Genomic DNA, 13031 nt, shown 5'->3' with positions numbered 1-13031 from the left:
TGCCCGGCCATACAAGCCGGATCACTGTTCCTGAGTGGCCTGCATAAGGCTGGCGCAGCGTTTTGGGGCACGCTGCGCCCATACGCCGCAGTGGCGTTACTTGACCCGCTGGCCCGGTTTGGCGCCGCTGTCCGGGCTGAGCAGGTAGATTTCCTCGCCACCGGGGCCGGCGGCCAGGACCATGCCTTCGGACACGCCGAACTTCATCTTGCGTGCGGCCAGGTTGGCCACGTAGAGGGTCAGGCGGCCCTCCAGCTGACTCGGATCCGGGTAGGCGCTCTTGATCCCGGAAAACACGTTGCGCTTGCCATCGCCGATATCCAGGCTCAGGCGCAGCAGCTTGTCGGCGCCTGCGACAAACTCGGCCTTCTCGATCAGGGCGATACGCAGGTCGACCGCGGCAAAGGCGTCGAAGGCGATTTCCGCAGCCAGCGGCTCCTTGGTCAATTCGCCATTGCCTTGTGGCGCGCTGTCGGTCTGGCTGGCGGCGAGGTCTTCTTTGGAGGCTTCGATCATGGCGTCGATTTTCGCAGGCTCGATACGGGTCAGCAGGGCGCTGAACGGATTCAGTTGGTGGTTGGCCAGCAGGTTCTGGTGGTCGTTCCAGGTCAGCGGCGCAACATTGAGGAAGGCTTCGGCATCGGCGGCCAGTTTCGGCAGTACCGGTTTGAGGAAGATCAGCAGCTGACGGAACAGGTTGATGCCCAGGGCGCAGATGGCCTGCACCTCGTCCTGCTTGCCGTCCTGTTTGGCCAGGGACCAGGGCGCCTTGTCGGCGATCCAGGCATTGGCGCGGTCGGCCAGGCCCATGATCTCGCGCATGGCGCGGGCAAAGTCGCGCGCCTCGTAGGCCTCGGCGATGCTCGGCGCGGCGGCCTGGAAGGCCTCGGTCAGCTCGGGTGCGGCGTTGCCGGCGACCAGCACGCCAGCATTGCCCTTGTGGATAAAGCCGGCGCAGCGGCTGGCGATGTTGACCACCTTGCCGACCAGGTCCGAATTGACCTTCTGCACGAAGTCTTCGAGGTTGAGGTCGAGGTCTTCAATTCCGCGGCCAAGTTTCGCCGCGTAGTAATAGCGCAGGTATTCCGGGTTGAGGTGATCCAGGTAGGTGCGCGCCTTGATGAAGGTGCCGCGCGACTTGGACATCTTCTGGCCGTTGACGGTCAGGTAGCCATGCACGTTGACCGCAGTCGGCGTGCGGAAACCGGCGCCTTCAAGCATGGCCGGCCAGAACAGGGCGTGGAAGTTGACGATGTCCTTGCCGATGAAATGGTATAGCTCGGCCGTCGAGTCCTTGCCCCAGAACGCGTCGAAATCCAGCTCGGGAGTGCGCGCGCAGAGATTCTTGAAGCTGGCCATGTAGCCAACGGGAGCGTCCAGCCAGACATAGAAGTACTTGCCGGGTTCGTCGGGGATCTCGAAGCCGAAGTAGGGTGCATCGCGACTGATGTCCCATTCCTTCAGGCCGGAGTCCAGCCATTCGGCGATCTTGTTGGCCACCGCTTCCTGCAGGGCGCCGCCACGGGTCCAGCGTTTCAGCATGGCCTCGAATTCGGGCAGCTTGAAGAAGAAGTGCTTGGAGTCCCTGAGCTCCGGAACGGCGCCGGAAATCGCCGAGCGCGGGTTCTTCAGCTCGGTCGGCTCGTAGGTGGCGCCACATTTCTCGCAGTTGTCGCCGTACTGGTCTTCGGCCGCGCACTTTGGGCAGGTGCCCTTGATAAAGCGGTCGGCGAGGAACATGCCCTTTTCCGGGTCGAAGTACTGAGTCACCGAGCGGGTGGCGATATGCCCGGCCTCGCGCAGTTTCAGGTAGATGTCCGCCGACAGCTCGCGGTTCTCTTCGGAGTGGGTCGAATGGTAGTTGTCGAAGTTCACCAGAAAAGCAGCAAAGTCTGCGCTGTGCTCGGCCTTGACGTTGGCAATCAGCTGTTCCGGGGTGATGCCTTCTTTCTCGGCACGCAGCATGATCGCTGAGCCATGGGCGTCGTCGGCGCACACATAGATGGCCTGGTTGCCGCGCAGCTTCTGGAAACGCACCCACATATCGGTCTGGATGTACTCGAGCATATGGCCAAGGTGAATCGAGCCATTGGCATAGGGCAGGGCGCTGGTAACGAGAATCTTGCGGGCTTCGCTCATGGGAATCGGCTGCACTGGTATAACGAAAGAAGTCGGCAACTATATAGCCGGCGCGGATTTTTTTCATCCGCTGGATCGTCTGGGCAGGTGGCGCTGCATCGGCCAGGGCAACTCTGGCCCACAGAGGCGGTGCGCACGGCGCAGCCTACGGGGTAATATGCCCGCCTGTTTTACTCGGTCTTTCCCTGGGAGTCTTCTATGTCCGTCACCCGCGCAGCGATCGAAGCTGCACTGTCCCAATACATCGATCCCCACCTTGAGCAGGATCCTGTCAGCGCCGGCTGTCTGCGTGAAGTGGATATCCAGGGCGCCAAGGTCAGCGTGCGTCTGCAGTTGGGTTACGCCGCTGGTCTGTTCAAAAGCGGCTGGGCGCAGATGCTGCAGATGGCTCTGGAGAGCCTTGAGGGCGTCGACAGTGCGCAGGTCCAGGTCGACTGCGTGATCGAGGCGCACAAGGCGCAGGATCAAGTACCGGCCCTGGCCAACGTGAAGAACGTGATCGCGGTGGCTTCGGGCAAGGGCGGGGTGGGCAAATCGACCACCGCCGCCAATCTGGCGTTGGCGCTGATGCGCGAAGGGGCCAAGGTCGGCATTCTCGATGCGGATATCTATGGGCCGAGCCAGGGCATCATGTTTGGCCTCCCAGAGGGCACGCGACCCGAGATCAAGGAGCAGAAATGGTTCGTGCCGCTTGAGGCCCATGGCGTTGAGGTCATGTCGATGGCCTTCCTGACCGACGAAAACACCCCGGTGGTATGGCGCGGGCCAATGGTCTCCGGTGCGCTGATCCAGTTGATCAGCCAAACCGCCTGGGGCGATCTGGACTATCTGGTGGTCGACATGCCCCCAGGCACCGGCGACATCCAGCTGACCCTGGCGCAGAAGGTGCCGGTGTCCGGTGCGGTGATCGTCACCACGCCGCAGGATCTGGCGCTGCTGGATGCCAAGAAGGGCGTGGAGATGTTCCGCAAGGTGAATATTCCGGTGCTCGGCGTGGTGGAAAACATGGCGGTGCACATCTGCTCGAACTGCGGTCACGCCGAGCACCTGTTCGGTGAGGGCGGTGGCGAGAAGTTGGCGGCGCAGTTCGGTGTCGACCTGCTGGCGTCCTTGCCGCTGTCGATGGCCATCCGCATGCAGTCCGACGGCGGCAAGCCAACCACCGTGGCGGACCCGGAAAGCCAGATCGCCATGATCTATCAGGAGATCGCCCGCAATGTCGGCGCGCGTATCGCCCAGGGCGGGCGGCAGGCGCAAGCCATGCCGAGCATCGTGGTCAGCGAAGACTGAGTGAGTCAGCGCCGTGCGCCTAGTGCGCGCGGTGTCGGCGACGGATCAGCGGCCACAAAAAAGCCCCGCACATGGCGGGGCTTTTTCTCAAGCGAGGTTAGATCAGGTTATGCAACCTGAACTTCCTCAGCTTGCATGCCTTTCTGACCACGGGTGGCCACGAAAGTCACTGCTTGGCCTTCTTTCAGGCTCTTGAAGCCATCGCTCTGGATAGCTTTGAAGTGTACGAACAGGTCGTCACCGGATTGCGGAGTGATAAAGCCGTAGCCTTTCTCATCGTTAAACCACTTGACGGTACCATTCTGACGATTCGACATGTTATGTCTCCTAACAATTTTTAATAACAGCCCTGGAAAAGCCCAGGCCGGGACTGAGTGCAACGAGTACTAGGAGTCGGACGATGTTTGGATCGAAATCTAGGCATCAAGTAGCGATTCGCGGTGACACATGCAGCACAGTGGCGCTACTGTACGCGTTTTTAACGCTAAGCGCGAACGCTCTGTACACCTTTCTGTTATTTGGCGACGGACGAAGCACAGCGCAGGCTTGCGTGATGACGTTGGTCGACAGCCTTTGAACCCTGCCGCCGGCCCCGGTAAGATGCGCTCACTTTTTCATCACCCGCTTATTCAGGACGCCCGCCATGAGCATCAAATCGGATAAATGGATTCGCCGCATGGCGCAAGAACACGGCATGATCGAGCCTTTCGTCGAGCGCCAGGTGCGCACCGAAGGCAGTCAGGCGCTGATCTCCTACGGTGTGTCCAGCTATGGCTACGATGTGCGCTGCGCCGATGAGTTCAAGGTGTTTACCAACATCAACTCGGCCACCGTGGATCCGAAGAATTTCGATGAAAAGAGCTTCGTCGACGTAAAAAGCGATGTCTGCATCATTCCGCCGAACTCCTTCGCCCTGGCCCGTACCGTCGAATTCTTCCGTATCCCGCGCAATGTACTAACCATCTGCCTGGGCAAGAGCACCTACGCGCGCTGCGGCATCATCGTCAACGTCACCCCGCTGGAACCCGAGTGGGAGGGCCATGTGACGCTGGAGTTCTCCAATACCACCACCTTGCCGGCGAAGATCTACGCCAACGAAGGCGTGGCCCAGATGCTCTTTTTCGAGTCCGACGAGGAGTGCGAAGTGTCCTATAAGGATCGCGGCGGCAAGTACCAGGGGCAACTCGGCGTGACCTTGCCGAAAGCCTGACCGTTCTGCTGGGCCACGAAAAAGCCGGTTTCCGCGCACTGTGGGAACCGGCTTTTTCTTGCCTGCAATTTCGTGATCAGGGCGCCAGTGGCAGCTCGCGCTTGTGCCGGCTGTTGTCGTAGGTGCGGGTGATGATGGCGTAAGCCTCGTCGCGAACCGGCTGGCCATGCAGGAAGGCATCGATCTCGGCGTAACTGACGCCGTGCGCTTCTTCGTCCGGCTTGCCCGGACGCAACTCCTCCAGGTCGGCGGTGGGCACCTTGAACACCAGGCCTTCCGGTGCGCCAAGCTGCTTGGCGATGGCGCGCACCTGGCCCTTGACCAGGCCGCTGAGCGGTGCCAGGTCGCAAGCGCCGTCCCCGAACTTGGTGAAAAAGCCCATTACGGCCTCGGCAGCATGGTCGGTGCCGATGACCAGACCGTTATTGGCGTTGGCAATGGCGAACTGGGCGACCATGCGCATGCGCGCCTTGATGTTGCCGACGACGAAGTCGCGGCGTGCCTCGCTGAGCTTCTGCAGGTGGCTGACCTGCTCGCCGAGTGCATACACGCTGTCGGCGATGTTCACCGTGTCTTCTTCGTCCGCGCGGATGAATTGCAGCGATGCCTGGGCGTCGTGCTCGTCGTGCTGGGTGCCGTGGGGCAGGCGCACGGCAATGAAGCGATATGCGGCGTCGTGCGTCTCGTTGCGCAGTTCTTCCACGCTCAGTTGCGCGAGGCGTCCAGCGGTCAGCGAATCGACCCCGCCGCTGATGCCCAGTACCAGTACTTTCAGGCCCGCGTTACGCAGGCAATTCTTGATAAAGGTTTTGCGCCGCTCGATCTCTGCCAACAGGGCGGTTTCGTCGGCAAAGGGGGGCACCACGTTCAGGGCGGTGGCGATCTCGGCTTGGCGGCTGCTCATGGTGGTTCCTTAGTGCAAGTCGGTTGCGCAGGTGATGGTGGTTGGAAAGTGAGGCCTGCTCGTTGGGTATTGCGGCCAGTTGGCATGGCGTGGCGCAGGCGCAGCAGGATCATAAGCCAACTGTGGCCTTGCGTTAATCGTCAATGGTCGCGTATGAGGCGCAAATGCTGGCAAACAATAGGCGCCATGGGCGCCATGGGCGCCCGGCGACTCAATCGATGCCTCTGCGTTGAGGCATGCCGGCACCTGAGGTGCAGGCTTGGCGGTAGTGCTGTTCACTTGAGGGGGCGCTAATCCTGCTGCTGTACGTGCGGCGCTTGCATCCATTTACCCGGCTACAAAAATGCTGCTCACTTGGCTTAAATTAACAGCATTGCAGCCGTGGCGAGTTATCGGCGCTGAAACATCTGGAAAAGCTGTCTAGCGGGCTATCGACCACAGTGAGCAGGCGGCTTTGATAAGGTGCTTTTAAGCAGATGTCCGTCAGCATGCGGAAGATCGAGTCGGAGGAATCGGGTATGACGACCTGGAAGATCACATACAGTAAAGATGAGCGCACCGAGGTGTTCGAGCTTCAGTCCGCCAGCAAGCCGAGCATGGAGCAGGTGGCAATCCAGTTGCTCAAGATGGCCGAAAAGGTTTACGAGCCCGAAGAGCCTACAGACCTGCCCAATGAAATCCAGACTCCTGCCGTGCGTTTGGCTGAACGTTATGGCATCACCATCACCGGGATTACTCGCGACTGATCAGGGTCGACCGGCAGGCTCGGGGCGGGCCTGCGCGCGGCTAAATCATGCACAAAAAAAGGGCGCCCAAAGGCGCCCTGAAATGATGATCTATGGAGTAAGTCCGTCAATTCAGAGTGCAGACCTGCCCGCTTGGTTCAGTCGTCGCCGACCAGCGGTAACTATTTCCCGGGTGTCAGGATCAGTCGTTTAGTGCCGTAGACCTTCTCGAGGTTCTGTGGCTGAAACGGGAAGCTCATGTACTGGCCCTTGCGCCAGGCCTCGATGCCGTCGGCGTAATGCTCGCTCGCCGGGTTGCCGGATTGGCCGGAACTGTTCAGGCCGATCAATGGCTCTTCGCGGCCGAAGTCGACCACGATGCGCATGGCCGGAATCAGCCAGGTGTCGAAGTCCTGTCCCCAGCTGTAGGCCGATACATTGAGGGTGCTGTGATCGCCGCCGGCCGGGTAGGGGCCGCGGTCGAGATAGCCCTTCAGTGCGTTGATTGCGGCGCGCTGGCTGGTGTTCATGTAGGGCGCCAGTTTGCTGGTTTCGTTGGTCCAGGTGTAGCTGTGCAATTTGCCCCATTGCCAGGTACTGCGCTCACTGCCGAGCTTGGTTTCGGCGAAGGTCACGGCGGCGGCCAGGCTGCGGGCGAGAATGGCAGGCTTGTCTTCTTGCTCGGCGCTGCCGATATCGTTCCAGAATGGACTGTCGTCGCGGCCCAGCAGGTGGTCGGCCTGCGCCGAATAGGATTGCTTGGCGGTTTCCACCAGGGCCAGCCAGGCCGCACTGGTCTCGGGGCCCAGTTCATCGAGGAAGATCTGCCGCGCGCTTTCGTGCAGGAAGGCGCCATAGAGTGCGGCATCCGCCGAACTTGCGCTGAGTTTGCCGTCGAACGCCATCAGCCGGCGGTATGCTTCGCGCGCTTTGCCGCGTTCCTGCGCGGGCAGGGCATCGATGGCCTTTTGCAGCGGCTTGGCCATGCCGGGTGCTGCGAACATGCTCTGCAGCTTGCTGACGAAGGGGCTGGTCTGGTCGTACTGCATGGCAATCATGCTGCGGGTGTCGTGCTTGCCGCTGCCCGCCAGTTGGGCAAGGCGCTCGTAGCGCTCCGGGTAAAACCAGGAGCTGGACAATTGCATGCCATAACCGCGTGGCACGGTGCGCTGGTTGGCGGTGCCCAGCCAGCCTTGCTGCGGATCCTGGTCGTAGGGATGCAGCATGGGGTCGGCGAAGCCATCCCAGTCGTAGCGGCCGTCCCAGCCAGGCGAGGGCATCAGGCCAAGGCCTTCGCGGCGATTGGGGAAGCGCCCGGTGACTTGCCAGCCGATGTGCTGGGCGTCGGCGAAGACGATGTTCAATGGCATGGCGCGCACTTCGCGGGTGGCTTCGAAGGCTTGCTCCACCGACTGCGCGCGGGACAGGTCGAACAGGGCATCGAGGCTCTGGTCCGCCTCGAATTGGGTGGTTTGCAGGGCCAGGCCATAGCCGCTTTCCAGTTGCAGGGGTTGCAAGGGGTGTTTGCGTTCGCCCAGCACCGAGTTGAGCAGCGAGCCGTGGCGGGTCTCGTAGATGGTTTCGCGGATCGGTCGCTGACCCTTGATGAAGAAGGTTTCCTGGCGCTCCCGGGCGGGCAGCCATTTGCCCTCGGCCTGATAATAGAGGCGGTTGCCTTGGCGCCGGATTTTCTCCAGGAACAGGTCTTGGTTGTCGCCCATGACCATGGTCATGCCCCAGCCGAGCTTGCCGTTGAACCCGGCGACGATGGCGGGCACGCCGGCAATCGACACGCCGGCGGCCTGGAATTTCGGTGAGCGGATCTGCACGAAGTTCCACGCCGATGGCATCGACAGTGGCAGGTGAGTGTCGTTGGCCAGCAGGCTCTTGCCGCTACGGCTGTTCTGTGGGGCGATGGCCCAGTTGTTCGACGCGGCGACGCCCAGCATGTGAGCGCTGGCGAGTTGGCTGGCGGCATTGTTGACGGCGGCCAGGCCGGGTATTTGTCCGCTCAGGGTCAAACCCTTGAGCTTTTCCGCCTCATCGAACGGTAGCGGTTCGTTCGGGTAGGTGGGTAGCAGCCAGGCGAGTTGGTCGCTGCCGACTTTCTGCGCCAGCACCAGGGCGGCGATTTCTTCCTGCAGGTTGACCGCCAGACCGAAATTCAGCAGGCAGAACACCAGCACCGAATCTTCGGCTTTCCAGTAGGGCGGCCGATAGCCGGATTGGGCCAGGTCCATCGGCAGCTTGTCGCGATAGCGGAACAGATAGGCATTGACGCCGCGGGCGTACACTTCGAAGAACTTCTTCATTCGTGGCGAGGCGCTGTCATAGAGCACCGCGGCACTTTTTTTCAGGTTGACCGCGCGCATCAGGCGATCGATTTCCAGTACGCCGGGCCCGGCCATCTCCGCCAATCGGCCTTCGGCCATCAGGCGCAGGCCGACCATCTGGCTGAGGCGGTCGCTGGCATGCACATAGCCCAGGGCGAACAGCGCGTCGTGGAAGCTGTTGGTTTCGATCAGCGGCATGCCCAGGGCATTGCGTCGAACCACAACGGTTTGTGCCAGGCCCTGAATGCGCACGCTGCCCTGGTCCGGCTGCAGGCTATCGCTGTAACGGCTGTCGAGAATCGACTGGCAGCCGCTTAACGCCACGCCGCTAGCAAGAGTGGCGGCGAGGCCCAGCTGGGCCATGGGACGGAATGCGCGCGATAGCATGCGACGAGCTCCTTGCAGAACGCAGGACAGGAAAGAGCGGTGGATGATAGTGCCGGCCAGCCCTGGCAGCTGGCCAGGGTCAGTTGCCGGGGTGCTTCAGGCCTTCGTCGAGCAGCCAGCGCGCGGCTGTGCGAGCGGCAGCCTTGTGCTGCAGTTCCAGTTCATTGAAGCGTTTTTCATGCTGGCGCCGCTCGCCGGGGTCCAGTGCCTTCCAGTTCGCATGGGTCGGCACCTGGGCGGTGGCTTCGAACAGCAAATGAAACACCTGGCAGCGGCTGTCCTGGCTCAGCGCCGTGTCGTAGTTGTCCAGCAGCACCTTGATCCGAATAGCGCCTTCGATCAATGGCAGCTGGCTATCGAGCAGGCTGCTGGCGAGCACCTGCAAGTCGCCAGCCAGACGTTCACGGCGCTGGCTTTCTGCCTGCGCCAAGTTGCGACGTTGCGCCCAGACTCGGCGCCACAGCAGCAAGGCATACAGCGCAAGGGCCGTCACCAGCAGGGTGCCGGCCAGCAGAAGCAGCAGAGTCAAGGTGCTCATGGGTACATCAAGCACCGTGACATTTCTTGAACTTCTTCTGGCTACCGCACGGGCAGGGGTCGTTGCGGCCGACATCTTTCAGGGTGTTGCGCACCGGCTCCTGGTGAGCATGGTTGCAGTCCGGGCCATGCACGTGACCGTGGTCATGATCAGGTTCGGCGTGGTTGCAGTCGGGACCGTGTACGTGGGCTTGTTGGTTCATGTGCACTTACTCAGGAATGAAATCGCCGGGGATTATCTCGCCATTACGCGACATGTGCACGCTGCGCCCGAACAACAGGCCAGTTTTTACCTGGCCTTCGAGGCGATAGCGGATAGGCTCTTCGGGTCGCTCAAGCAATTTGACGATTTGTCGAAGGTGTCGCCAGAGATTGGTGCGCACGGGGACATCGAACACATGGTGGCCATGGGCTGGAACCGTGAACCAGGTATTGGTTTCGCCTTCTGCCAGTTTCACCTCGTTGAGGTGCACCCGATAATCCAGGCCGCGCACCGGCAGGCTCATGCTGTTGGGGTTGTCGATACGGAAACGCAGGACGAACCGCTGCTCCAACAACTTGGCCCTGATGACTTCGACTTTGACCAAGCTGACATCCGGATCCTTGAATCCCCCGCTGGTCCAGGTGGAACACCCACCGATGCTGGAAAACAGGCCGAACAAAATCAATAGGCTGAGAATTCTTATAGTTAGCGCCTGGGAAAACATTTCATACTCCAAAGGACGCGTCAGTGTAACAAGCACGTGCCTGGCTGCAACGTGTTGTGAGCGATTGTGAAACAACGCCCGCCTACTGTGCCATCCCCAAGCGTGTTGCCGAGGGCGCCTAAAGGCGGCCCCGCCACGGCGTTTAATGGATTTACAACCTTTGCGGGTACCAGCCTGCGCCATACTGGGCGCCGATGAAGACAGGAGAGTGACCATGGTTCGTTATGAGATCGCCTTCACAGGCCAGTTAGTGCCGGGGGCGCAACTGGAGTCGGTGCAAGCCAATCTGGCCAAGTTGTTCCAGGCCGATGCTCAGCGTATCGCCTTGTTATTTTCCGGTCGGCGCATTGTGATCAAGAACAACCTGGATGCGGCTGGCGCGGAAAAATATCGCAGCACCTTACTGCGCGCCGGTGCTCTGGTCGAAGTGAGGGACATGGCGGAGGAGGTCGAGGAGATCGAGTTGGCAGCGCCGCCAGCCGCCGCGCCTGGGGATGTGCCTGCTGCAGCGGCGGATGCGCCTGCCGGCAAGCGGCTGAAAGTGCTGCCGCGGGATGAGTACATGGCGGCCTTCTCCGAGGTCGATGCGCCGGATTTTGGCATCGCTCCGCTGGGTGAGGACTTGCAGGATGACAAGCCTGCGCCGCAAGCACCGCCTGTTGATCTGTCGCAATTCAGTCTGGCACCTGCCGGTAGCGACATGGGTGAGATAAAGCCCGCACCGGCGGCGCCACCCCCGGATATTTCCCATCTGAAATTACAGGAATAGCTCGAAGTCGGGATTGCTCCCGACTTGGTCGCGGCACCCAGTTTCACCGAGAGCGAGTACCGGCGTTGCTGCGCACGGTTGAAAGGCGCGTGGCTCTGCAGCCTGCTGCAGCACCATCGCTATGTTTCCGCGCCAGGCGCCGAGCGCCTTGTGTGCGCCAAGCGAGTGAGCCAATCACTGAGTGCAACGGCATCGCTGTTGTGCCCGCGCGAATCGGCCCGCGGGGTTTTGATTCAGACAAAACCGGCGCAGCATTTCTTGAATTTCTGCCCACTGCCGCAAGGGCAGGGATCATTGCGGCCGACCTGTAGCGCGACCGTAGGGTCGATAAAGTACCAGTGGCCCTGGTGTTGGACGAAGGCGGAGCGTTCGCGGTGGGCATGTTCGCCGCTGTCATCGTGCCAGCGGGCGGTAAAGGTCACGAACGCATGTTCCGGCTGTCCGCCCAGTACTTCAGTGCTTTCGACGTCGAGGCCAAGCCAGGTGCTGTGCAGGCTCCAGGCACTGATAGCGGCGCGATCCAGGCCCGGTTGTTGTGTCGCCAGGGTGGTCGCCAGGAGGTAATCAACCAGTCCCAGTACATAGGCACTGTAGCGTGAGCGCATGAGTATTTCGGCGCTCGGCGCCGGCAGCCCGGCATGGTAGCGACCACAGCACTCGCTGAGTGAGTCGCCACTGCCGCAAGGGCAGCTTGGCGGAGCGGCGTTGACTGTCTGCATGTGCTTCACCACCAGTATTTGCCAAAGTTTTCCGGGTTGGCCCAGAACTTGGCATTCAGCCAGGCGGGTACCTGTTTGTAGTCCAGCAGGTCGTAGGTGAACAGGCTCAGGGTCTGTTCACCTCGCTGAAAGCGCTCGCTGGCCTGCAGGGCCAGGGCGAAGAAATCGGTGTCCTGCCAGGCGCAGGCCTGCAGGTCGACCAGCACTGCCAGGCGACTGGCATTCAGGTTGCGGATGCCTCCGAGCAGCTCCAGCCCGGTACGTTTGGGCAGGTGTTCGAGGCAGTCGACGACCAGCGCCAGGTCGAATCGTTGAGCGGCCAGTTCGGCCGGCAAGGTGCCTGCGGCGGCATGGGCGACTTGGCAATCGGCGTGTGCGGCCTTGAAAGCGTCCAGTGCCGGCAGTTCGCTGGCACCTATCAAGAGCAGGCGGCTGGGTGCGTAACGCTCCAGTAGAGCGGCTAGCGCTTGTTGTGGCGTGCGGGTAGTAATGCTCGCGGTCATCGATAATCCTCGATCGGTTCTGAAAAGACTAACGCGCGGCTGCGTGAAGGCCTAGAGCCGATGATTCTTGAAGTATGTAAATGATGTCTGGCGAATTCTAAAGCAGAGGTCTTTAATCCTTAAGTGTCGGTTTTTGTCCGATCCCTACTGGAGATATGCATATGAGCATCATAAGGAAAGCGGTACCCCTGATATTGACGACAAGTTTCTTGACGGGTTGCGCCGGTTTGCAAAAAACCGATTGGCCGATGTGTGCGGCGGTTGGTGGTGTGGGCGGCGCGGCACTGGGCGCCATTGAAAGTTCGACTTGGGCGGGTGGCGGTGCCTTGGTCGGTGCCGGCATGGCGGCGGCTTATTGCTGGGTCCATGGCGCCGGAGAGATGGAAGAAATGGCGATGGTCGAGGAGGTGATGGTCGAGGAGCCTGTCATGCCTGAGCCCGTCGCAGAAGCTGTTCGAGTCGAACTGGATGTGAAGTTCGACTTCGACAAGGCTCAAGTGAAAGAAGACAGTTTTGCCGACATCAAAAACCTTGCAGACTTCATGGCGCAATACCCGCAAACCACAACCGTGGTTGAAGGGCATACCGACTCCATCGGTACCGACGCTTACAACCAGGGCCTGTCCGAGCGTCGTGCCAACGCTGTTCGCGACGTGCTGGTCAACCAGTATGGTGTGTCAGGTAGTCGCGTCAACTCAGTAGGCTATGGCGAAACCCGTCCGGTCGCTGACAATTCGACAGCGGAAGGTCGGGCAATCAACCGTCGAGTTGAGGCTGAAGTCGAGGCGCGGCCTTAACTATGCCATGT

13 protein-coding genes and 1 pseudogene are annotated in these 13031 nt (G+C 61.0%); 5 read left to right on the top strand and 9 right to left on the bottom strand.

All coding sequences use genetic code 11. The features are described from left to right. Window positions 1-96: 96 nt before the first annotated feature. On the bottom strand, window positions 97-2139 hold the full coding sequence (gene metG / locus PH586_RS20015; protein ID WP_271349561.1) for a methionine--tRNA ligase: 2043 nt from the start codon (window positions 2137-2139) through the stop codon (window positions 97-99). Between the two features lie 198 nt (window positions 2140-2337). On the opposite strand from metG, the gene apbC reads away from it, so the two are divergent. Further along, entirely contained in the window at window positions 2338-3429 is a 1092-nt protein-coding gene (gene apbC / locus PH586_RS20010; protein WP_271349560.1) for an iron-sulfur cluster carrier protein ApbC, read from the top strand. 107 nt (window positions 3430-3536) lie between these two features. Here apbC and PH586_RS20005 read toward each other — a convergent pair whose 3' ends face one another. Next, window positions 3537-3746 (bottom strand): cold-shock protein, encoded by a 210-nt coding sequence (locus PH586_RS20005; RefSeq protein WP_079202733.1) that lies wholly within the window; start codon window positions 3744-3746, stop codon window positions 3537-3539. 326 nt (window positions 3747-4072) lie between these two features. Between PH586_RS20005 and dcd the strand changes: the two genes are divergently transcribed. Then, window positions 4073-4639, top strand: coding sequence for a dCTP deaminase (gene dcd / locus PH586_RS20000; RefSeq protein WP_238043021.1), 567 nt, complete (start codon window positions 4073-4075; stop codon window positions 4637-4639). 76 nt (window positions 4640-4715) lie between these two features. Here the strand turns inward: dcd and nadE are convergent, their stop codons facing one another. Then, complete coding sequence (gene nadE / locus PH586_RS19995) at window positions 4716-5543, bottom strand: ammonia-dependent NAD(+) synthetase (protein ID WP_271349559.1); 828 nt, start codon at window positions 5541-5543, stop codon at window positions 4716-4718. A 518-nt stretch (window positions 5544-6061) separates the two neighbouring features. Here nadE and PH586_RS19990 point away from each other — a divergent pair. Next, window positions 6062-6289, top strand: coding sequence for a hypothetical protein (locus PH586_RS19990; RefSeq protein WP_271349558.1), 228 nt, complete (start codon window positions 6062-6064; stop codon window positions 6287-6289). Window positions 6290-6450: 161 nt separating this feature from the next. On the opposite strand, the gene PH586_RS19985 is transcribed toward PH586_RS19990, so the two are convergent. The 4 genes from PH586_RS19985 to PH586_RS19970 all read right to left on the bottom strand — a co-directional run bounded on the left by PH586_RS19985 (window position 6451) and on the right by PH586_RS19970 (window position 10232). Then, the gene (locus PH586_RS19985) at window positions 6451-8988 is read right to left on the bottom strand and encodes a penicillin acylase family protein (RefSeq protein WP_271349557.1); all 2538 of its coding nucleotides are present in this window, start codon (window positions 8986-8988) and stop codon (window positions 6451-6453) included. Window positions 8989-9067: 79 nt separating this feature from the next. Then, entirely contained in the window at window positions 9068-9526 is a 459-nt protein-coding gene (locus PH586_RS19980) for a DUF2489 domain-containing protein (RefSeq protein ID WP_271349556.1), read from the bottom strand. Between the two features lie 7 nt (window positions 9527-9533). Further along, on the bottom strand, window positions 9534-9728 hold the full coding sequence (locus PH586_RS19975; protein WP_271349555.1) for an SEC-C metal-binding domain-containing protein: 195 nt from the start codon (window positions 9726-9728) through the stop codon (window positions 9534-9536). A gap of 6 nt (window positions 9729-9734) precedes the next feature. Then, complete coding sequence (locus PH586_RS19970) at window positions 9735-10232, bottom strand: LEA type 2 family protein (protein ID WP_271349554.1); 498 nt, start codon at window positions 10230-10232, stop codon at window positions 9735-9737. A gap of 214 nt (window positions 10233-10446) precedes the next feature. On the opposite strand from PH586_RS19970, the gene PH586_RS19965 reads away from it, so the two are divergent. Continuing rightward, a complete protein-coding gene (locus PH586_RS19965) occupies window positions 10447-11001 on the top strand; it encodes a hypothetical protein (protein WP_271349553.1) in 555 nt (184 codons plus the stop codon). Window positions 11002-11234: 233 nt separating this feature from the next. On the opposite strand, the gene PH586_RS19960 is transcribed toward PH586_RS19965, so the two are convergent. Beyond that, complete coding sequence (locus PH586_RS19960; RefSeq protein ID WP_271349552.1) at window positions 11235-11720, bottom strand: YchJ family protein; 486 nt, start codon at window positions 11718-11720, stop codon at window positions 11235-11237. 5 nt (window positions 11721-11725) lie between these two features. After that, window positions 11726-12223, bottom strand: coding sequence for a DUF6231 family protein (locus PH586_RS19955; protein ID WP_271349551.1), 498 nt, complete (start codon window positions 12221-12223; stop codon window positions 11726-11728). Between the two features lie 440 nt (window positions 12224-12663). On the opposite strand from PH586_RS19955, the pseudogene PH586_RS19950 reads away from it, so the two are divergent. Next, window positions 12664-13020 (top strand): annotated as a pseudogene (locus PH586_RS19950) (OmpA family protein); the annotation flags it as partial. Between the last annotated feature and the right edge of the window lie 11 nt (window positions 13021-13031).

The sequence above is a fragment of the Pseudomonas aestuarii genome (assembly GCF_027988105.1).
GTDB classification, from domain to species: domain Bacteria; phylum Pseudomonadota; class Gammaproteobacteria; order Pseudomonadales; family Pseudomonadaceae; genus Aquipseudomonas; species Aquipseudomonas aestuarii.
The sequence above is the reverse complement of the archived record's forward strand: the minus strand, read 5'-3'. Positions and strand labels throughout refer to the sequence as shown.